Source organism: uncultured Martelella sp. (assembly GCF_963677965.2).
GTDB lineage: Bacteria > Pseudomonadota > Alphaproteobacteria > Rhizobiales > Rhizobiaceae > Martelella > Martelella mangrovi.
Genome location: NZ_CAXXFM010000001.1, coordinates 1,526,476 through 1,547,115, shown reverse-complemented (window position 1 = coordinate 1,547,115; position 20,640 = coordinate 1,526,476). Strand labels below are relative to the sequence as shown.

Here is a 20,640-nt window from a genome sequence, read left to right as displayed (position 1 = left end):
GCGCCTGGACCGGCTGGCGATGTGTCGCGCCGATCTTGACGCGACAGCCTTTGGCGCGCGCCGCTTTCGTTGTTGGTTATCTGGCGGTCGCCGCGCCAATGCCGCCGCCGACCAGACCACCTGCGATAGCGCCTGTGGCATCACCGGTGATGGCGGACCCTGCGGCAACACCGACGCCGGCGCCGATCGTGGCGTTGCGCTCCTGCGTGGTGCAGGCGGCGAGCGGAAGTATGAATGCGATGGCGAGAACGGCTTTCTTCATTGTGTCTGTCTCCAGTGATCAATCCAATGGTCGATTAGATATAACCTGCGAGCAGCAGGATTATGACGATGAGCAGGACAAGGCCAAGACCGCCGGATGGCCCGTAACCCCATGTCCGCGAATATCCCCAGCGCGGCAATGCGCCGAGCAGAAGAAGAATAATGATGATAAGCAGGATAGTACCGAGCATTTTTTCTCTCTCCTGGGTAATCAGTTGGAGCTTCAACGTCCCGGCGTTGTATTTTGTTCCCGCAATCGCATCCGTTGACGGAAAAGTAAACTGGAAAGCAGCACGTGACGCTTCGGTGTTCGGTTTTCCAACGCACTGAAAAATATGGTTAAAAAGTCATTAATCCACCAAATATAGCGGTGAACAAAACCGGAAGATCGCGCTGTCTGTGATTCGTCGCTGATTCGTTCCGGCTTTGGTCTTCGACCCGTAAATCAGGTTTTCCGAGCGTTTTTCGGCCACCTGATGTGAGGCGACATGCCTGGGATTTGCTTTCTTGCCGGGGCCGGTGAGTGAGAGAATGGCGGACAGCCTGTCGGATTCAGCAATGTCCCGTCTGTTCATCTTTTGTTTACGAAGGTTAACGCGATTGTCCTGATTTGCACTGGTGAAGAATCGTGCGTTCCACATCTAGGGTATTAAATTGGCAAAAACCCAACATATAGCCGTGAACAAACCGGGAAAACAGCAGAGTCAGCGATTCGTCTGTGATTCGTTCGCATCTGTTCCAAATATTAAGAAAGGTCGGGTTTCGGGGCAAAATGCACGCCCCTCTTGCTTGCAGGGCGCAGGCGGTCCATCTATAGAGAAACGCGCGCCGGAGGATTGCGATCCGGCGATTGAAGCAATGGACGGGGGCGGAGATTTTGGCCCCGGCCAGGGAATTTGGGACCGGGACATTGAATTCAGAAGCAATGATCTTGAGCGGACGCGGGGTGACCGCCATGCTCGGTCCGACCAATACCGGCAAGACCCATTTTGCCATTGAACGGATGGTGGCGCACTCATCCGGGGTTATTGGCCTGCCGCTGCGCCTTCTTGCCCGCGAAGTCTATAACCGCCTTGTCGAGCGCGTCGGCGTCAATCGCGTCGCGCTGATCACGGGCGAGGAAAAGATCGCCCCGAAAACCGCCCGCTACAGCGTCTGCACCGTGGAAGCGATGCCGCGGGAAACCGATGTCGCCTTCGTTGCCATCGATGAGGTTCAGCTTGCCGGCGACCTGGAGCGCGGCCACATCTTCACCGACCGGATCCTGCATCTGCGCGGGCGTGAGGAAACGCTGCTTTTGGGCTCGGCGACGATGAAGCCGATCCTCAGGCAATTGCTGCCGGGTGTTTCGATCGTGGAGCGGCCGCGGCTTTCAAGCCTGTTTTATGCCGGCCAGAAGAGAATTACCCGCCTGCCGCGCCGTTCGGCCATTGTCGCCTTTTCCTCAGACGAGGTCTATGCGATTGCCGAACTGATCCGCCGTCAGCGCGGCGGCGCGGCCGTGGTGCTCGGCGCGCTGTCGCCGCGCACCCGCAATGCGCAGGTCGAACTCTATCAGAACGGCGATGTCGAATACCTGGTGGCGACGGACGCGATCGGCATGGGGCTGAACCTCGATGTCGATCATGTCGCCTTTGCCCAGGACCGCAAGTTCGACGGACATCAGTATCGCAATCTCAACGCCGGAGAGCTTGGCCAGATCGCCGGTCGCGCCGGCCGCCATATGCGTGACGGCACGTTCGGCGTCACCAGCCGTGTGCCGCCCTTTGACGACGAACTGGTCGAGCGGTTGGAAACTCATCAGTTCGACCCGGTGAAGGTGTTGCAGTGGCGTTCCAAGGCGCTTGATTTCACCTCGCTGCACGCGCTGAAGGCCAGTCTCGATGAGGTGCCGCGCGTTCAGGGGCTGACACGCGCATTGCCGGCCGTCGACCAGCGCGCGCTGGAATTTCTCGCCCGAAGCCACGCCGTCGCCGGAAAGGCTGATCGGCGCGACAGGATCGAGTTGCTGTGGGAAGCCTGTGCGCTGCCCGATTATCGGCGGATCACGCCGGCCCAGCATGCCGACCTGATCGCCTCGCTTTATCTCGATCTGGTCGAGCACGGCACGGTGGACGAGGATTTCCTTGCAAAACAGGTCCGCCATGCCGACCGGACCGATGGTGAAATCGATACGCTTTCCGCGCGTATTGCCCAGATCAGAACATGGACCTATGTGTCGAACCGGCCCGGATGGCTTGCCGATCCGACACACTGGCAGGAAAAGACACGGAAAATAGAGGATCGGCTGTCGGATGCCCTGCATGAGAGGTTGACGAAACGCTTCGTTGACCGCAGGACTTCCGTGCTAATGAAGCGCCTGAGAGAGAATGCGATGCTTGAAGCTGAAGTGAGCGTGAATGGGGATGTCTTTGTCGAAGGACATCATGTGGGGGAACTGGCTGGCTTTCGTTTCAAAGCCGTGTCCGGAGCCGAAGGGCCGGATGCCAAGGCAATCGAGGCGGCGGCGCTGAAGGCGCTGGCGCTCGAATTCGAGGCGCGCGCCGCGCGTCTTCATGCCTCCGGCAATTCCGATCTGGTGCTGGATTCGTCCGGCACGGTGCGCTGGCTCGGCGATCCGGTGGCGCGTCTGGTCTCCACCGACAACATTCTGAGGCCGCGCGCTGTGCTGTTGGCCGACGAACAACTGACCGGTACGGCGCGTGACCATGTTGTCGCCCGCATCGAGCGTTTCGTCGCCCATACGATCCAGACGGTTCTGAAGCCGCTTGATGATCTCGCCAATGCCGACGATATCGAAGGGCTGGCGCGGGGGCTGGCTTTCCAGCTCGTCGAAAATTACGGCGTGTTGTTCCGCCGCGATGTTGCAGCCGAGGTCAAGGCGCTCGACCAGGATGCGCGTGCGTCGCTGCGCCGCTATGGCGTGCGGTTCGGCGCCTATCATGTGTTCATGCCGGCGCTGCTGAAGCCGGCGCCCGCCGAGATGATCACCCTGCTCTGGGCCCTTGCCAATGACGGTCTCGACAAGCCTGGTTATGGCGAACTTATTCCGGTGCTCGCAGCAGGCCGCACATCGGTGGTCACCGATCCCGGCTATGAACGGGCCTTCTACAAGCTGGCCGGCTTCCGCTATCTGGGAAAGCGGGCCGTCAGGATCGACATTCTCGAACGGCTTGCCGATATCATCCGGCCGCTGACCCAGTGGAAGCCGGAAGCGGGCGGTGCGCGTCCAGAAGGTGCCTTTGACGGCCGCCGTTTCGTCACAACACCGGCAATGATGTCGATCCTCGGCGCAACGCCGGACGATATGGAAGAAATCCTGAAGGGTCTCGGCTATCGCGCCGACGTTGCCTCGCCGGAAGATGTCGCCCGGATCGAGGCAGCACAGGCCGAACGGGACGCCGAAAAGGCTGCAAAACAGCATGCCGGCGTGGCCGTTGAAACCGTTGCCCGGCGCGCGGAAAAGCCGGCGGACGGCGAAGCTGGGGCGGGCGAAACGCCGGAGAACCCCGTTGCTGCCGAAACCGCAGTGGCCGAAACCTCGGAAAGACCTGCCGAAGAACAGGCGGCAGCGACCGAAACGGCTGACGACACGACTGCGGACACGGCCGAGACCGCGCCGGCACAGCCTGAAAAGGCTGATGAGGCTGCGGTGAAGGACGAGGCGGCGAAGGAAGAGGAAGAGCCCAAGCCGGTTCTGCTGTGGCGTCCGGGCGGGCGCAGCCAGAACGAGCGGGGCCGCCAGCATCAGGGGCGCGGACCGCGCAATGAGGGCCGCGGCCGCGGACAGCCGAACCGCAAGGGTGGCGACGGCGAGCGGGACCGTGCTGCCGGCAAGCCCGGCGGCAAGGGTCCCAAGGGGCCGCATCGGGCAAAGAAGGACGGCGAGGGCAAGCCACGCGATCAGCGCCGCGAGCGCGACAAGCCCGTCGATCCGGATTCGCCTTTTGCCAAGCTGGCCGCGCTGAAGGCCCAGATGAAGCGGTAGGCGGATGGCTGAAGGCGAAGCACCTGCAGGCCGTCAGCGCGTCGACAAGTGGCTGTTTTTTGCGCGGATCGTCAAATCCCGTTCTCTGGCCCAGAAGCTGGTGCGCGATGGTCATGTGAAGCTCAACGGCTCGCGGATCATCCGCCCGAGTGTCGATGTGACCGCCGGAGACCGGCTGGTGGTTGCGCTTCAGCGGCGTGATGTCCATCTCGTGGTGCGTGCGCCCGGCCATCGGCGCGGGCCGTTTGCCGAGGCGCAGGAGCTTTACGAGGATGTCAGCCCACCACCGGAGGCCCGCGCCAAGCTTTCGGCTTTCGAGCAGGCCCAGCGCGTACCCGGCGCCGGACGGCCGACGAAGAAAGAACGCCGGTCGCTGATGCGTCTGCGTGGCGATGAATGAGGCTTTACGACGGTCTTTGGAAACTTCTACCCGCAGACGGCCGGTTTGTGGAACGAAATAATCTTGCGACAGGGACGGAAAGCCGTTACCTCACGCTTTGACTGCCGCCGGGTGACGCCCGTCGGTATCGGGCCGTCCGGCCCGAAAATGATCTCTGGAGTCTTTCATGACCTATGTCGTGACCGATAACTGCATCAAGTGCAAATATACCGACTGTGTTGAAGTCTGCCCGGTGGACTGTTTCTACGAGGGCGAGAACTTTCTGGTCATTCATCCCGACGAATGCATCGACTGCGGCGTCTGTGAGCCGGAATGTCCGGCCGAGGCGATCAAGCCCGACACCGAGCCTGGGCTCGACAACTGGCTGAAGATCAACGCCGACTACGCCGAAACCTGGCCGAACATCACCATCAAGAAAGACCCGCTGCCCGATGCCGATGACATGGACGGTGTCGAAAACAAGTTCGAGCAGTTCTTCTCCGAGAAGCCGGGAAGCGGCGACTGAGCGCAGGCGGGGCGCAGGTCCCGCCGCCGGCCATGCCGTGGCTTGTCCGGATTTTTGAGTGCTGTTGCAATTTGGGGCTTGGCGTAGCCCGACAATTCGGTTAGGTGTCGGCCAATACTCCCGCACGCCGGCGACGACTTGTCGCGGGTGCATGGCTCATTGATTTCTGCTACTTGTTGTGCTATATAGAGTGCACTGACCCAGAAAACGGCAGATTTGCCTTAAAGCCCAAGAAAGCAATCAACCCTAGCGTCGACAAAATATCATTCGAAGTGCGGATGCCTTTCGAACCAAGGAATGCGTCGCGTCTTTCGTTGTCCGTTTGATGGTTACAGTGGGTGTGGCCCTCCATTCGTCTCACCCTCCGGATCATGCATGTCCGGGACCGGCGCCCGCCGGATGCGTAACAGGGAGTTTTTAAAACTTATGACAGTACAACAGAAAAAGTCTGCCGGCCGCCATGGTTTCAAGACCGGTGAGTCCATCGTCTACCCCGCTCACGGCGTTGGCACGATCAACGCGATCGAAGAGCAGGAAGTGGCCGGCATGAAGCTCGAGCTTTTTGTCATCGATTTCGACAAGGACAAGATGCGCCTGAAGGTGCCGGTTGCCAAAGCCATGAGCATCGGCATGCGCAAACTGTCGGAAACCGATTTCGTCGAGCGCGCTTTGAAAGTTGTGCAGGGCAAGGCCCGCGTCAAGCGCACCATGTGGTCGCGCCGCGCCCAGGAATATGATGCGAAGATCAATTCCGGCGATTTGATTTCGATTGCCGAGGTTGTTCGCGATCTCTTCCGTGCCGACACCCAGCCCGAACAGTCCTACTCCGAACGCCAGCTTTACGAAGCGGCGCTTGACCGCATGGCGCGTGAAATTGCCGCAGTCAACAAGATGTCGGATACCGAGGCCGTCCGTCTGATCGAAACCCACCTTGCCAAGGGTCCCAAGCGCGGCAAGGGTGCGGACGAGGAAGACGACGCCCGCGAAGAGGCCGCCTGAGGCCTTGCGACAGACCGCTCCCGGCGGTCATTGATTGGAAAGGATCCGGCCCCAAGCGGCCGGATTCTTTTTTTACAGAGCCGTTCCACTCTCTGCGTCATCCTCGGGCTCGACCCGAGGATCCAGGGCAACACGGAGTACGCTTGCTTGAAGAGGCTTTCTCCTCAAAGGCTTGTGCGGAATGGATGCTCGGGTCGAACCCGAGCATGAAACCTGTAGAGACGGCTGACAGAGACAACGAGCTGCACATCTGCGGGTTTGTCAGAACTTTGAATCCGGCCCCAAGCGGCCGGATTTTTTCGTTTTGGCGCCTGTTCACATTTTTGTGCCCGAAAACCCGCTGCCGGCATGAACCAAATCGCTATCCCGCGCGTTGAGATAGGCAGGGAGCGCTGTGGGCGTTGCGGCGGAAGCCGGAACGTCAACTTTTCAGCGCTGGATAATGGCCTTGATTGTCTTGCCTTTTAGGGAGTGAGCCATGGATGTCGACGCACAGGATCATCGTATTGCAAGCGCTGCAATGGCGGCGCCCTATCTGACGCGGGAACAGGAAACCGAACTCGCGACGCGCTGGCGCGTCGGCGACGACAGCGACGCGCGCAATGATATTGCAATGGCTCATCTCAGGCTTGTGGTCGCCATGGCCGGCAAATTCCGCGGTTTCGGTCTGCCGAAGTCCGATCTGGTTCAGGAAGGCTATGTCGGTCTTCTGGAAGCGGCGGCCCGTTTTGATCATGAGCGTGGTGTCCGGTTTTCGACCTATGCCAGCTGGTGGGTTCGCGCCGCGATGCAGGATTATGTCCTGCGCAACTGGTCGATCGTGCGCGGGGGTACCAGTTCCAGCCAGAAGGCGCTGTTCTTCAAGCTCCGTCGCCTGCGCGCCAAGATCGCCGCGCGCGACCGCGAGCTGAGCGCCCAGTCGATCTATGAGGAAATCGCCAAGAACCTCGGCGTTGCCGTTTCGGATGTGCAGGTCATGGACGCGCGTCTTTCCGGCAACGATACATCGCTGCAGGCGCCTGTCGGCGGAGACGGGGAAGACGGGACCGAGCGCATCGACCTGCTGGTTTGCGATCAGCCGCTTCCCGAAGAGCAGGTCTCCGGCATGATCGACGGTGAACGTCTCAGCCTCAGGCTCAAACGGGCGCTCTCCAGGCTTTCTCCGCGTGAAAACCGGGTGATCCGCGCCCGCAAACTGGCCGAAGATGGCGCCACGCTTGCCGAACTCGGCATGGAACTCGGCATTTCGAAGGAACGGGTGCGGCAGATCGAAACCCGGGCTCTGGAAAAGCTGAAATCGACCATGACGGCCGATGGCGGCATGATCGCGCTTCCCAGCTGAAGCTTGCGCGTCAGCGCAATTCCTTGAGAAAGAACACTTCCCGCTCCCGCTGGAACGAACCCAGAGCAAGAGTTCCGGCTTCCGTGAAGCCTTGCGCCCTGTGCCAGGCCTGCGGGACCCTCTCGCTTGCGACGCTGGAGCTGACAATCACCTTTTCACCTGTCTGCCGCATCATCGTTTCCCAGCCCTGAAGCAGGCGGCTGCCGATATTCTGCCGCCGAAAGGGCGGCGCAACCATGATCAGCTCCATGAACGGCAGGGTGCCCCAGATGCGACTGAACCGCAGGAAGCCGACGATCTGTCCGTCTTCCGTCTCTGCCACAAGATAGGCCTGAAGCGCGATGAGCTGCCTGATCCGGTCATGTGACAGATGCGTATCGTGAGCGCTCAGCCAGTCGAAATGCCTGTCTGCCGCAATCAGGATTGTCGTCCGGTGCTGCATGGCCGCTCCTTTCGCGGCGTAACCGGCGGCCGGCCGCTATTGCGAGACGATCTTGACCTCTTGTCCGGCCGACAGTGTTGCCCCGGGGCCAAGCGCATTCAGCACCCGGAACAGCGCCAGCTTGCGGCTGGTTCCCATCATCTTCTCCGAAAGGCTTGCCACCGTGTCGCCGGGCTGAACCGTGACGACCCTGATCCTCAGTGGCTTCAGGCTGGAAAGTTCCTGCGCCGACATTTTGTGGAAGGATGAGCGGACGGAAAAGGCGATGTCCTGAAGCTGCCCGCTGCCGCGCGGGGCGGCTGTCAGCAGTCTGTAGATCTCGCCGCCATCGCGGATCACCGTCACGTCGAACGACCAGTCGCCGGCAATCGCTCTTGCCGTTGCCGCGGGCATGCCGTTGACACTGGTGGTTTCGACGGAACCGGGAACAAGGCCGGTCACCCAGCCGCTCTGGATATAGTCTTCAAGATTGCGCCGGCCCTTCGCCTTCACCCCGTCGAAACGGATGGCGACATCGCTGGGTCCGGTTGCCACGACCGCGTTTGCCTTGTCGGTCATCGAGAAGCCTGCCGGCACCGTAAAGGCGATCTGGAGCTTGGGATGATAGAAGTTCCGGTCGCGGATATAGCCTTCATCGGCATTGCTGCCGTAAAGCAGCCCGTTGATGCCGTTCAGGAAATACTCGCGCCCGACCTCTTTCGAGCCGACATTGGCGTAAAGGGCAGCCTGCTCGTCTGCAAGCTGGACACGGCGCGGCGTATTGGGATGGCTGGAGAGAAAGTCGAGGCTCTCGTCCTTCGAACTGGCCGATTCATATTTGGCAAAGGCTGCCATGGAACGCAGGAAACGCGCCGCAGCCGAAGGGTCGTAACCGGCTTCGGCCAGCATGCGGATGCCGATCGCGTCGGCTTCCAGTTCCTGCTGGCGCGAGAATGCGGCCAGCCGCATCTTGCCGCGCGCGGCAATCTGCTTGACCTCCTGGCTATCGGGCAGAACCTCGGCGATCACTTCGCTGGAAATGGCTTCGGCTTCTTCCCGGCGCTGGCGTTCGATGCCGTGATTGGCCGTCACATGCGCCATTTCATGGGAAAGCACGGCCGCGATCTCGGAGGCGTCATTGGCCAGCGCCAGAAGGCCGCGGGTAACGTAGAGGTAGCCGCCGGGCAGCGCAAAGGCATTGATGCTCGGCGAATTGAGGATGGTGATGCGGTAGGTCTGCTGCGGATTTTCCGAAACCGCCGTCAGCGCCCCGGCAATGCGGGCAACAAGCTTTTCAACCTGCGGATCGCGGTATTGCCCGCCATAGGTCTCCAGAATGCGCGGATGTTCGCGCGCGCCCATGGCGGCGTTGGGGTCGTTGCGGGTGAGCGCATCGACGGTCTGCTCGCCGCCTGCCGTTTCCGGCACGATGAAATAGGTGTCCGTCGACTGGCAGGCTGAAAGCGCAAGCATACTGGCAAGGGCAAGAATTGCCCCGTGCCTGCCCCATGCGCGCGTTCCTGACTTCAGGCGGCCGAGGATGGTGTTCATGCTTGTTGCGCCTGTCAAAACGCGACCCTTGTCCGGTATGTCCATGACGGCTGTCAAGCCGTTACTTGAGAGCCATATTTGGCGTTCGCGGCCGCAACGGTCAATAGCGCGCCGAAATCGCTTCATTTTCGATGACAAGGCGATGATCTGCAATCGCCTCCACCTCGTCCGGCTCATGCGAGACGATCATCACGGTATTGCCGGTTTCTGCATGCAGTTCAAGCAGAAGTGTACCCATTTCCCCGCGCATTTCAGGATCGAGCGCGGCAAAGGGTTCATCCAGCAGCAGGATCGGGCGATTGCGCACCAGTGCCCGGGCAAAGGCCGCCCGCTGGCGCTCGCCGCCGGAAAGCGAGGCGGGCATGCGTTTTTCAAAACCCGCAAGACCGACGCGCGCAAGGGCCTCGCTGATTCGCTGCCGACCGTTTTCGTCGAGCCTGAGGCCCGGGTCCACGCCGAGCCCGGTATTGGTGAAGATATCGAGGTGGGCGAAAAGATTGTTTTCCTGAAACACGACCGTGACCGGACGGTTTGCGACATGAAGATCGTTCATCACCTGCCCGCCGATCAGCACGCGGCCGCTGTCGGGCTTTTCGAAGCCGGCAATCAGGTTCAAAAGCGTGGTCTTGCCGGAGCCGGAACGGCCGGTTACCGCCGTCACGCTGCCGCCGGCAATCGTGCCGTTGAACAGGAAATCCTTGCCGCCGAGTTTCAGCGCTGCGTCTTCCAGGGTGATGCCGGGGGCTTTTGACACATCGGCGCCTTTCTCAGTTTTTCGCCGCCGGCGCGCGGGTGCCGGCAATCATCAGGACAAGGCAGAGCGCGCCGAGGATCAGCGCCAGCCCGTTGGCATCCTCCGTGCGATAGCTGCCAAGGCGGCTGTAGAGCAACCAGGGCAGGGTGGTGAGCTGATCGCCGCCGAAAAGGGCAACAGCGCCCAGATCGCCGAGCGACAATGCCATGGCGAAGGACAGCGCCGTCAGTGTTGGTTTTCTCAGGCCCGGCCAGTCGACGATCCGCAATCGGGCAAAGCCGTCAAGGCCGAGGCTGGCCGAGAGCCGGGCGGTGCGGGCGCGGTGGACGGCAACAGCCGGCCGGAGCACGCGCAGCACGAAGGGCAGGGCCATCAGCGCATTGATGCTGGCGACGATTGCCGGCGCGGCGGCATCGGTCAGCCCGAACGGGCGCAGCAGCAGGAACCAGCCGGTGCCAAGCACGATCGGCGGCACCAGCAGTACCAGCGACCCCATGGCCGACATCGATCCGGCAAGGCCGCGTTCAAGCGCGCCGGGCGCGCGCAGCGTTTCGATTGCGCCGGTGGCGGCGATGAAGGAAAGCGCCAGGGCGAGCGAAACCAGAGCCGCCGAAAACGCAATGGCGAGACTGGTGGCCGTGGCCCTGAGGAAGGCGGGTTCGCGCAAGAGCCCGGGCAGGTCTGCGCCCGCGCCCTTCACCACGATCATCGCCAGCGGCAGGGCGAGCCAGACCAGAAACACTGCAATCAACCCGGCATCGATGCCGCGCGAAAGGCGGTGGTCGCCGTCGGGGCGCCGGCTGACATCGCTGCTGGCGCTGGCGCCCGGGTCTTTCGCCTTCGGAAAAAGGGCAAGGGCGGCAAGCACCAGTGCCGTTACGGCAATCTGCATGCCGGAAAGGGCGACGGCGCGTGCGGGATTGAAATCGAAGCGAAGCGCCTGATAGATCGCGACCTCGATCGTGGTCGCCGCCGGCCCGCCGCCCAATATCAGCACCAGCGTGAAAGAGGTGGCGCACAGCATGAAGACCAGTCCGGCAACGCCCGGGATCAGCGGCGCGATCACCGGCCATTCGATGAAGCGAAAGATGCTGCGTTGCGGCATCGACAGCATTGCGGCGGTCTTGAAATATTCCTGCGGCACGCGCTCGATGCCTGCCAGAAACAGGCGGGCGGCCAGCGGCAGGTTGAAATAGACATGGGCAATCAGGATGCCCTGCAGGCCGTAGATCTGCAGCGGGCGGCCAAAGTCCGCAAAAGCCAGCGCATCGTTGAAAAGGCCCTGCCGTCCCCATATGCCGATAATGCCGAGCGCACCGATCAGCACCGGCAGTCCCAGCGGCACGGCCATCAGCCGGACAATCCATATCCGGCCGAAAAAATGCGGCCGCCGCGCCATCGCACGGGCAACGGGAATGGCAAGCGCCACGGACAGCACGGTGGACAGGAAGGCCTGATAGAGCGTGAAACGCAGAATGCGCCAGACATAGGGCTCGTTCATGACCGAGACCGCATCGCCAATCCGCCCGAAGCCGGAAAGGGCGGCCACCGCCACGGCAATGAAGCCGATAACGCCCGCAAGGGACATGATGCCGGCGGAAAGGCTCCGGCGAAACTCTGCCGTGGTCAGATACAAAACCGTCGTCCCGCAGCGCTCACCGCGCGCTCATCGCGTTCAGCCATTCGTCGATCCAGGCCTGCCGGTTTTCAGCCACGACATCCGGGGCGAATTGCAGCGTCCTGTCCGGCGTGACGGCATTCTGGAAGGCATCCGGTAGCGGCTCGGAGGTTGCGGCAGCCGGCATCATCCAGTTGTGGGTCGGGATTGCATCCTGAAAGCCGGGCGTAAGCATGAATGCGAGGAAGGATCTGGCCAGCGCCGGATCGTCCGCCATCGTCGTCATGCCAGCCACCTCGATCTGGATATAGAGCCCGTCCTCGAAGTCTGCGGCCTTGTAGCGGTCGGTTTCCTCGGCAATCTGGTGATAGGCCGGCGAGGTGGTGTAGGAAAGCACCATCGGCGCCTCGCCGCTGGTGAACAGGCCGTAGGCTTCCGACCATCCGGGCGCGACCGTCAGAATGCGGTCCGAAAGCGCTTCCCACTTTGCCGCCGCCTCGTCGCCATAGACGGATTTCATCCACAGCAGCATGCCAAGGCCCGGCGTCGATGTGCGCGGGTCCTCGATCACGATCTTTTCGTCAGCCGGTCCGTTGACCAGTTCGTCAAGCGTGGTCGGCGGAGATGCGATGCTCTCGCTGTCGTAGACGATGTCGAAATAGCCGTAGTCGAAAGGGACGAAAATGTCGTCTTCAAACCCGCCGGGGATGTCGAGATTGTCGGTGGAAACGCCGGAGGCGGCAAAAAGCCCCGTCTCCTTTGCCTCGTGGATCAGATTATTGTCGAGGCCGAGCACGATGTCTGCGGGGCTTGAACGGCCCTCGAGCTTCAGCCGGTTGAGCAGGGCAACGCCATCTTCCGCGCCGACGAATTTGACGGTGCAGCCGCATTCGGCCTCGAAAGCCTGCTTGACCAGCGGGCCCGGGCCCCATTCGGTGTTGAAGCTTTCATAGGTATAGACGGTCAGCACCTTGCCGTCTTCAGCCAGCGCGCCGCCTGCAGCCAGCAGCGCCAGCGCTGCAATCGAAATCGAAAGATGATGGCCGGGCATGACGCCTCCTTCGTGGTGTCTCAATCAACATGGGAAAAGGGCGTCGGATCGTTCACGCGTCTAATCCCTCCGCCGGTGTTAACCGGATCAGGTTCCTCGGGTTGGTTCTTCACCTCTCAGCGGACGACGTCGAAGCCGCGTTCCGCACCCCGTTAGAGCTTTTCAACACCTATCGCGGGCTTCCGTGGAATTCAAGGCCGGACGGATTTGAAAATACACGTGAAAGTGACTAGGTAAGAGGCGCATCCGGTATTTCGGATGTACCCGCCAGTCGTCATGCAGGAAAGTGTGTCGGCTCATCCTCTGGGGCGCTTTCCGGTCGAAGGCCGGAGCCTCAGGAAAAAGAAACGGCGCCTGGGCCTGAGGCCGGTTTGAGCCGGTGCTGTGCCGATGCGCTCAGTGTTCAAAGGAAGGAGCACACCAATGACAGAAGCCAAGAGCGGGGACACCGTTCGTATTCACTATACAGGAACCCTCAATGACGGTTCGACCTTCGATTCTTCCGAAGGCCGTCAGCCGCTTGAGTTTACCGTCGGTGCCGGCCAGATCATCCCGGGGCTCGATCGCGAGATCGCCGGTATGAATGTCGGCGACAGCCGCCAGGTGCAGGTGCCGTCGGAAGAGGCCTATGGGCCGCATGATCCGCAGAAGGTTCAGGTCGTGCCGAAGTCGGCCATGCCGGCCGAGGTTGAAGTGGAACCGGGCATGCAGCTTCAGGCGCGCACGCCCACCGGTGAAACCGTGCCGCTGGTCGTGACCAAGGTCGAGGAAGAGCAGGTAACCGTGGATGCCAACCATCCGCTTGCCGGGCAGGATCTGAATTTCGCCGTCGAGCTCGTTGAAATCGTCAACGCGGCTTGAAAAGAAAGCATATTTTGTTGGCGCAGCCATTCCGACAGCTCGACAGTGAGTTTGTAGATATTGCGGCGCGAAAAAGGCGTATTGCCATGATCTTGCCATTCTTTGGTTGAATGGCTGCCCTAAAAAAGGGGCTGGAATGCTGTATGGCGTCCCAGCCCCTTTTGATGCCCGGCTCTCCGGGCAGACCCTGTTTGCGACCGGATGGATACCGATGTCTGTTTTTTGCGTCAGTGTGGAACCGAAACGGGCTTGCGCCGTTTCCGAAGTGTCTGCGCTTACCGCCGAGACGGTTTTCGCGCGATCTTGCCCGAGAGCGAATACATTCAAAAAACGCAATTCCGGCGCCGGTTTTGGTGCAATGCAACATTTTCGGCCTCCCCTTTTCAACCGACGGGAATTTGAATGAAGAGACGAGTTTTTCTGGCGCAAACGGCCGCGGGAGCGCTGGCTTTCTCCGGTTTGGGAAGCAAGGCATTTGCTCAAGGCGCCGCGGTGGAACCCGGCAAGGTACCGGATCAGAATGCGGAAGTGGAAGCGCAGGCACCGGCCCCCGACGCGTTTACCTTCGATACGCTGACGGCCCGGATGAAGGAAAAGGCGGCGCAGCCCTATGAGGCACCGCCGCAGGATGTTGCCGAACCCTTCAATTCGCTCCACTATGATGATTACCGGGCAATCCGCTACGATCCCAACAAGGCGATCTGGCGGGACCAGTCGAATTTCCAGCTTCAGGCCTTTTCGCTCGGCTGGCTGTTCAAGACGCCGGTGGAGATTTACGAAGTCGCCAATGGCGATGCCGAAAAGCTGGTGTTTTCCGCCGACGACTTCATCTATCGCTCGCCGCTCGATATCGCGCAGTTCAGGGATGCTGAATTTCCCGGCGTTGCCGGTTTCCGCATCAACTATCCGCTGAACCGGCCCGATGTTTCCGACGAGCTGATTTCCTTCCTGGGCTCTTCCTATTTCCGTGCGCTCGGTCAGGGCAATCTTTACGGGTTGTCGGCCCGCGGCCTGGCGGTCAACACCGCCACGGACCAGGGCGAGGAGTTTCCGCGGTTTTCCGCGTTCTACATCGTTCGCCCCGTTGCGGAAGGCGAAAAGATCACCGTTTTTGCCGCGCTCGACGGTCCGAGCGTCACCGGCGCCTACCGGTTCGTGATCACGCCCGGCAAGAATACGCGCATGGATGTGACCGCGCGATTGTTTTTCCGGAACGATATCGCCCGTCTCGGCGTTGCACCTATGACTTCGATGTTCCTGTTCGGGCCGGCCAACCATCATGCGTTTGACGACTATCGGGAACGTGTTCACGACAGCGAAGGGCTGAAGATCGTGCGTGCCGATGGTACAGAGTTGTGGCGCAACCTGCAGAACGCGAAGAAGCTTGCGAATTCCTTCTTCACCGAAACCGATCCGCGCGCCTTCGGGCTTTACCAGCGCCATCGGGAATTCGAGGACTATCAGGACGCCGAAGCCCATTACGAACGTCGGCCCTCGCTCCTCGTCGAGCCGCTCGGCACCTGGGGCAAGGGTTCGATCTCGCTGGTCGAAATCCCGACCGACAAGGAAGTCAACGACAATGTCGTGTGCTTCTGGCAGCCTGAAGCCCCGGCCAAGGCCGGAGAATCGGCCGAATATTCGTACCGCCTGACATGGGGTGCGATCGAGGAAGATCAGGTGCGGCTTGCGCGCGTGGTCGACATCAGAAGCGGTGAAGGCGGCGTCTCGGGCGCACAGGCTGACGATGATGTCCGCAAGATCGTGGTCGACTTTGCCGGCGGCCCGCTGGCAGATTTTGGCGCAGGGTCGGAACTTAAGGAGCGGCTCCACGTTACCAATGGCGAGATTGTTCATTCGACGGTTTCAGCAATCATGGGCGAAGACGTCTGGCGGCTTGCAATCGATGTCCGTCCGGCAGGCGATGCGCCGGTCGAACTGCTCGCTGCTCTGACCGACGGCAACCGCGATTTGAGTGAAGTATGGCTTTATCAATGGAGAAAAGGCGATGACCAACCAGACTGACGGAAACAAGGATTTTACCCGGTTTCTCCCGGCGACAGCCCCGCTGCCAATGCCGGACCAGTTGATCGAACGCCCCCGCCATCAGGGTCTGATTGCGACGATACTGTCACCGGTGTCTGTCCTGCAGCGTCCGCGTGCTGTTCGTTTCTGGTCCAGAGGATAATTCCGGTCGATAAAAGCCAGCACGGTCTTTTGGTGCCGGCGTCAATTTCAGGGAAGCATGATGCTGGCTCTCAGGCGAACCATTTCCATTCTGTTTGCAGTCTTCGTGGCGGTGCTCGCCTCGCGGCTGGCCATGGACGTGTTTTTCGCAGATGGCGTGGACTGGGTCGATTTTGTGCGGATTGCGCTTTGCGCAGCCACTGCCGCCTGGATCGCCTGGGGCGCGTCGCTGGCGCTTGGCGGGCTGATCGGCGCACGGATCAAGATCCCGCCGCGCTCGCAGCTTTCCGACAGCGGCCGCGCGGCGCGCACCGCGATCCTGATCCCGGTTTATAACGAGGATCCGCGCGCGACCTTTTCCTCCGCCGCCGCGATGGCCGAAAGTCTGCAAAAGACCGGTCATGCCGAACTGTTCGATATCGCGATCCTGTCGGATACCCGCGATCCAGACGTTGCGGCGCAGGAGGAAGAATGGTTCCTGCGGCTGCATGCCGAGGTGCCTGCGCCGATTGAGGTGTTCTACCGCCGCCGCACGGACAATTCCGGCAAGAAAGCCGGCAATATCGGCGATTTCGTCCGCCGCCACGGCGGGCGCTACCCTTACATGCTGATCCTCGATGCCGACAGCCTGATGGACGGCGAAACCATCGTCGAGATGCTGCGGCGCATGGAAGCCGAACCGAGACTTGGCCTGTTGCAGACGCTGCCGAAGATCGTTGCCGCGCGGTCGTGGTTTGCGCGCGCGCTTCAGTTTTCCGCCGGTCTGTTTTCCCCGATTTTTACCCGCGGGCTGGCCCGCATGCAGGGGCAGGAAGGTCCGTTCTGGGGCCATAACGCCATGGTGCGCACCACCGCCTTTGCCGAAAGCTGTGGCTTGCCCGCGCTGACCGGTGCGCCGCCGTTTGGCGGGCATATCCTCAGTCACGACTATGTCGAGGCCGCGCTTCTGGCGCGCAATGGCTGGATCGTGCGTGTCGACGCCGATCTGGAAGGCTCCTTCGAGGAAGGCCCGCAGAACGTGATCGACTACGCCAAGCGTGACCGGCGCTGGTGTCAGGGCAATCTCCAGCATATCCGTCTCATCCATGGGCCGGGGCTGAAGGGCTGGAACCGGTTTACCTTCGTGCAGGGCGTGATGGCCTATGTCAGCTCGCCGCTGTGGATGATCTTCATCGCCGCCTCGATTGTCGCGCCGCTTTTCGCGCCGCCGCCTGAATATTTTCCTAGCCCCTATCTGCCGGCGATCTTTCCGCGCGCCGAAACGGCACTCGCCGTCACGTTGCTTGTCGGCGTCGGCGGACTTCTGATCGGGCCGAAACTGCTGATCGCGCTGCGCTCCGGCGTCACCGGCGAAGCGCGTCGTTTCGGCGGGTTTATCGCGGCATTTGCCTCGACGCTGGTCGAAATCATCTGGTCATCGATCCTGGCGCCGATCACGCTGATGTATCAGAGCCGCTCGGTGCTGCAGATCATTTTCGGCATGGATGGCGGCTGGCCGTCTTCCGATCGCGAGGGCCAGACGATCGGGCTGGGCGAGGCCTTCAGGGCCAGTTGGTGGATCGTGTTGACCGGCATCGTCATGCTGACGGGTGCATGGGTTCTGGCGCCGGCGCTGTTCTGGTGGCTGACGCCGATTGCCGTGCCGCAGATGCTGTCGCCGTTCCTGGTCGCGGCAAGCTCATCGCCGGCAAGCGGACGCATTGCCGCGCGCTGTGGCCTGCTTTTGACGCCGGAAGAGCTTGATCGCCCGGCGATCATGCGGGTGCGCGATGCGGTTCTGGAGCGCTGGTCGCAGCCTTCCGTCGATGACGGAAACACACCGGAGACCGCAGACAATATCGCGGAGGATCCGCAAACGGGCGAGGCCGAGCCCGCTTATTCGGCCGTGCAGGGATAACGCAGTTGGAGCAGGGAGGCGCGCGCGTCGCAGCGCGGACACCGGCGGATAAGAGTCGCCGCGATCCGCGTCTTGACGTTTTGAGAGGCCTGGCGCTGATTATGATCTTCATCGATCATGTGCCGGAAAACCTCTATTCGTTCTATACGATCCGGATGATCGGTTTTTCCGACGCCGCCGAAGCCTTTGTGCTGATTTCCGGCATCTCGGCCGGGCTTGCCTACAGCCACCGTTTTTCCGGCGCCATGATGGCAACCGCACAGGCGATCTGGAAGCGTGCGCTGACGATTTACGGCGCCCATGTGTTTTCCACCATCATGGCCCTGATGATAACCGTACCGGCGGTCTTTGCCTTCGGTCTGATGGAATTTGCCGAGATCAACGGGGTCGACTGGGTCTGGCGCCGGCCTCTGGCTTCCATCACCGGCATCTTCACAATGACCTATCAGGTCAGCTATTTCAATATTCTGCCGCTCTATGTCGTGCTGTTTGCAGCGGTGCCGGGGCTGTTGTGGCTGGGGCGCAAAAGCATTGCCCTGATGCTCTCGGTGTCGGCGGTGATCTGGCTTGTCGGGCGCTGGAGCGAGTTGAAAATGCCGGCCTATCCGGGCGACTGGGCCTGGTATTTCAATCCTCTCTGTTGGCTGTTGCTGTTTGCGATCGGGTTGGCCGCCGGCATGGCCGCGCGCCGCGGCAACAGGCTGGTGCCGTTTTCGCCGCTGCTTTATGCGGCGGCTGTGGCGTTCGTGATCTATGCCGCCTGGTGGCGGCTGAGCGGGCATTTTGCCTTTCCCTGGCCGGAAACGCTGACGCCGGCCGTGATTGCCGATACCAGCAAGGAAAGGCTCGGCCTGCCGCGCATCGCCCACATTCTGGCACTGGCCTATATCGTCGCCTATCTGCCCGGATTTCGCCGGTTCCTCGAGCATCCGGTGTTTCATCCGGTCAACATCATGGGCCGGGCAAGCCTCGTCACCTTCGTCACCGGATCGCTGATCGCCTTTACTCTGCAGATCGTGCGAACGGTTTATCCGACGGGGCTGCCGGAAGATACGCTCCTGCTGGCCATCGGGCTTGTCGCGCAATATCTGGCCGCCCGCTATGCGCTCGATCGCGCCGGTCGTCTGACCACCACTCCGCCGCCCGAACCGTTGCGGGAGGAGAGCAGCAATCCCATCGACAGGCTGGTTGCCCCGCCGCCGGAAAAGATCGGCCGGTAATGCCCTTTCAGGCCGGCACCTTGGCGGCGCCGGAGGAGCGGCTGCCGAGCGCGACCGGCTTCAGGCTGAGGGCCGCCGCAAGGCCGGTAAAGGCAACAAACGCGGCAAAGGCGAAGATCATCGTGAAGGTTTCGGAATAGCCGGCGATTGCGACCTGATGGGCCTGTCCCGCCAGGTCGTCGATTGCAGTCGGTGTCAGATCGGCAAGCGGCCCGGCGCCGGGAACGGCGGGCGCGGTGTCGAGCCCGTGGGCGAGAAGGGCGCCATAGATCGAAATCGCGGTGGCCGCGCCGATCATGCGCGAAAGCGTGACCGCGCCGGTAGCAGCACCGACATCGCCGGCGCGTGCTGCATTCTGCACACCGAGCACCGGCACCTGCTGGCCGAGACCAACGCCGATACCCTGTATTGCCAGAAGGACGGCGACAACCGCAAGCGGCGCGCCGTTGCCCAAAAGCGCAAGCAGGGTGAAACAGGTGGTGGAAAATGCAAGCCCGATGATGGCATAGGGCTTGTAGCGTCCGGTGATCGACATCAGCCGCCCGCTGCTGAGCGAGCCGACGACGATGCCGGTGGTGATCGGGATGAAGAACAGGCCGGCCGAAGTCGGCGACAGGCCGTAGACCGTCTGCAGGTAAAGGGCGAGATAATTGACCATGCCGATCGCCACCGCGCCGCTGGTGACCGACACCACGATGAGCAGCGCCACCGTCTTGTTGGCAAGCAGCGTTAACGGAATGATCGGCTCGGGAGCACGCCGTTCCGCAAGCACCCAGGCCATCCCGCAGACAAGCGCGATTGCGATCACGCCAAGGCTCGGCGTGGCAAACAGAGAGCCGAAAATCTCGCTTGAATCACTCCACAGCACGATGCCCGTCACCGAGACGGCAAGCAGGATCGCGCCGGCAAAGTCGATCTTGGGCTGGCGGTTCGGCTTCCGGTTGGGCAAGAGGAAGAACACCCCGCACAACACGATGAGGGCGAGCGGCAGATTGATCAGGAAGATCGAGCGCCAGCCGAAGGCGGCCGTCATGGTGCCGCCGAGAAGCGGACCGAGCGCGCCTGAGGTCATGATCACGAGACTGGCGTAGCTTTGATATTTCGGCAGTTCGCGCGGCGGGAACAGGTCGGCATTAAGCGCGAAAATCGAAACCATCAGGCCGCCGCCGCCCAGTCCCTGAAGAACCCGCGCGGCGATCAGCGTGTTCATCGAGATGGCAAGCCCGCAGGTCAGCGAACCGATCAGAAAAATGGCGATTGCCGTCATCAGCACATATTTTCGCCCGATAAGGTCGCCAAGCTTGCCATAGAGCGGCATCACGGCGCATGAAGCGAGCAGATAGGCCGATGCAACCCAGCCGAAACGTTCCACTGCGCCAAACTCACCGACGATTGTCGGCAGTGCGGTCGATACGATCTGGTTGTCGAGCGTTGCCAGGAACATCGCCATCAGAAGAAACAGGAAGGCGAGAATGCGCAGACGCGGGTGTTCGACCAGCGAGATGAAAGGCTGGTGCGCGGAAGACGAATTTGTTGTCATCGTGCAAATCTGTGATAAAGGCAAGTATATGTCAATAGCATTAATGTG

17 protein-coding genes and 1 riboswitch are annotated in these 20,640 nt (G+C 61.4%); of the genes, 9 read left to right on the top strand and 8 right to left on the bottom strand.

Annotated elements, in window-relative coordinates:
* Positions 1–76: 76 nt before the first annotated feature.
* Together ACHZCU_RS07315 and ACHZCU_RS07310 are read right to left on the bottom strand one after the other, a co-directional pair.
* Complete coding sequence (locus tag ACHZCU_RS07315; RefSeq protein WP_106307034.1) at positions 77–262, bottom strand: hypothetical protein; 186 nt, start codon at positions 260–262, stop codon at positions 77–79.
* Between the two features lie 34 nt (positions 263–296).
* Entirely contained in the window at positions 297–452 is a 156-nt protein-coding gene (locus ACHZCU_RS07310; RefSeq protein WP_106307037.1) for a DUF3309 family protein, read from the bottom strand.
* Positions 453–1,186: 734 nt separating this feature from the next.
* Here ACHZCU_RS07310 and ACHZCU_RS07305 point away from each other — a divergent pair.
* The 5 genes from ACHZCU_RS07305 to ACHZCU_RS07285 all read left to right on the top strand — a co-directional run bounded on the left by ACHZCU_RS07305 (position 1,187) and on the right by ACHZCU_RS07285 (position 7,495).
* A complete protein-coding gene (locus ACHZCU_RS07305; protein ID WP_319519759.1) occupies positions 1,187–4,249 on the top strand; it encodes a helicase-related protein in 3,063 nt (1,020 codons plus the stop codon).
* A 4-nt stretch (positions 4,250–4,253) separates the two neighbouring features.
* Entirely contained in the window at positions 4,254–4,649 is a 396-nt protein-coding gene (locus ACHZCU_RS07300) for an RNA-binding S4 domain-containing protein (protein WP_106307048.1), read from the top strand.
* A 166-nt stretch (positions 4,650–4,815) separates the two neighbouring features.
* Positions 4,816–5,154 carry a ferredoxin FdxA gene (gene fdxA, locus ACHZCU_RS07295; protein ID WP_106307051.1) on the top strand — a complete coding sequence of 113 codons (339 nt, stop codon included), beginning with the start codon at positions 4,816–4,818 and terminating at the stop codon, positions 5,152–5,154.
* Between the two features lie 426 nt (positions 5,155–5,580).
* Complete coding sequence (locus ACHZCU_RS07290) at positions 5,581–6,153, top strand: CarD family transcriptional regulator (RefSeq protein WP_106307054.1); 573 nt, start codon at positions 5,581–5,583, stop codon at positions 6,151–6,153.
* A 478-nt stretch (positions 6,154–6,631) separates the two neighbouring features.
* Positions 6,632–7,495 (top strand): RNA polymerase factor sigma-32, encoded by an 864-nt coding sequence (locus ACHZCU_RS07285; protein WP_319518246.1) that lies wholly within the window; start codon positions 6,632–6,634, stop codon positions 7,493–7,495.
* Between the two features lie 10 nt (positions 7,496–7,505).
* Here the strand turns inward: ACHZCU_RS07285 and ACHZCU_RS07280 are convergent, their stop codons facing one another.
* From ACHZCU_RS07280 to thiB, 5 genes are all read right to left on the bottom strand, one after another.
* The gene (locus tag ACHZCU_RS07280) at positions 7,506–7,937 is read right to left on the bottom strand and encodes a GNAT family N-acetyltransferase (RefSeq protein ID WP_319518245.1); all 432 of its coding nucleotides are present in this window, start codon (positions 7,935–7,937) and stop codon (positions 7,506–7,508) included.
* Positions 7,938–7,973: 36 nt separating this feature from the next.
* Positions 7,974–9,467 (bottom strand): M48 family metalloprotease, encoded by a 1,494-nt coding sequence (locus tag ACHZCU_RS07275; RefSeq protein ID WP_319518244.1) that lies wholly within the window; start codon positions 9,465–9,467, stop codon positions 7,974–7,976.
* 100 nt (positions 9,468–9,567) lie between these two features.
* Positions 9,568–10,221, bottom strand: a complete 654-nt coding sequence (locus ACHZCU_RS07270; RefSeq protein WP_319518243.1) for an ATP-binding cassette domain-containing protein — start codon at positions 10,219–10,221, stop codon at positions 9,568–9,570.
* Between the two features lie 13 nt (positions 10,222–10,234).
* A complete protein-coding gene (gene thiP, locus ACHZCU_RS07265; RefSeq protein ID WP_319518242.1) occupies positions 10,235–11,857 on the bottom strand; it encodes a thiamine/thiamine pyrophosphate ABC transporter permease in 1,623 nt (540 codons plus the stop codon).
* Between the two features lie 19 nt (positions 11,858–11,876).
* Complete coding sequence (gene thiB, locus ACHZCU_RS07260; protein WP_319518241.1) at positions 11,877–12,890, bottom strand: thiamine ABC transporter substrate binding subunit; 1,014 nt, start codon at positions 12,888–12,890, stop codon at positions 11,877–11,879.
* Positions 12,891–12,937: 47 nt separating this feature from the next.
* Positions 12,938–13,052, bottom strand: a riboswitch (TPP riboswitch).
* Between the two features lie 261 nt (positions 13,053–13,313).
* Between thiB and ACHZCU_RS07255 the strand changes: the two genes are divergently transcribed.
* The 4 genes from ACHZCU_RS07255 to ACHZCU_RS07240 all read left to right on the top strand — a co-directional run bounded on the left by ACHZCU_RS07255 (position 13,314) and on the right by ACHZCU_RS07240 (position 19,052).
* Complete coding sequence (locus ACHZCU_RS07255) at positions 13,314–13,751, top strand: peptidylprolyl isomerase (RefSeq protein ID WP_106307070.1); 438 nt, start codon at positions 13,314–13,316, stop codon at positions 13,749–13,751.
* A 402-nt stretch (positions 13,752–14,153) separates the two neighbouring features.
* Positions 14,154–15,773, top strand: a complete 1,620-nt coding sequence (locus ACHZCU_RS07250; protein WP_319518240.1) for a glucan biosynthesis protein G — start codon at positions 14,154–14,156, stop codon at positions 15,771–15,773.
* Positions 15,774–15,996: 223 nt separating this feature from the next.
* Positions 15,997–17,832: a glucans biosynthesis glucosyltransferase MdoH gene (gene mdoH / locus ACHZCU_RS07245; RefSeq protein WP_319518239.1), complete on the top strand. Its 1,836-nt coding sequence runs from the start codon at positions 15,997–15,999 to the stop codon at positions 17,830–17,832.
* A gap of 5 nt (positions 17,833–17,837) precedes the next feature.
* The gene (locus ACHZCU_RS07240; RefSeq protein ID WP_319518238.1) at positions 17,838–19,052 is read left to right on the top strand and encodes an OpgC domain-containing protein; all 1,215 of its coding nucleotides are present in this window, start codon (positions 17,838–17,840) and stop codon (positions 19,050–19,052) included.
* Positions 19,053–19,059: 7 nt separating this feature from the next.
* Here ACHZCU_RS07240 and ACHZCU_RS07235 read toward each other — a convergent pair whose 3' ends face one another.
* Positions 19,060–20,592, bottom strand: coding sequence for an MDR family MFS transporter (locus tag ACHZCU_RS07235; RefSeq protein WP_319518237.1), 1,533 nt, complete (start codon positions 20,590–20,592; stop codon positions 19,060–19,062).
* Between the last annotated feature and the right edge of the window lie 48 nt (positions 20,593–20,640).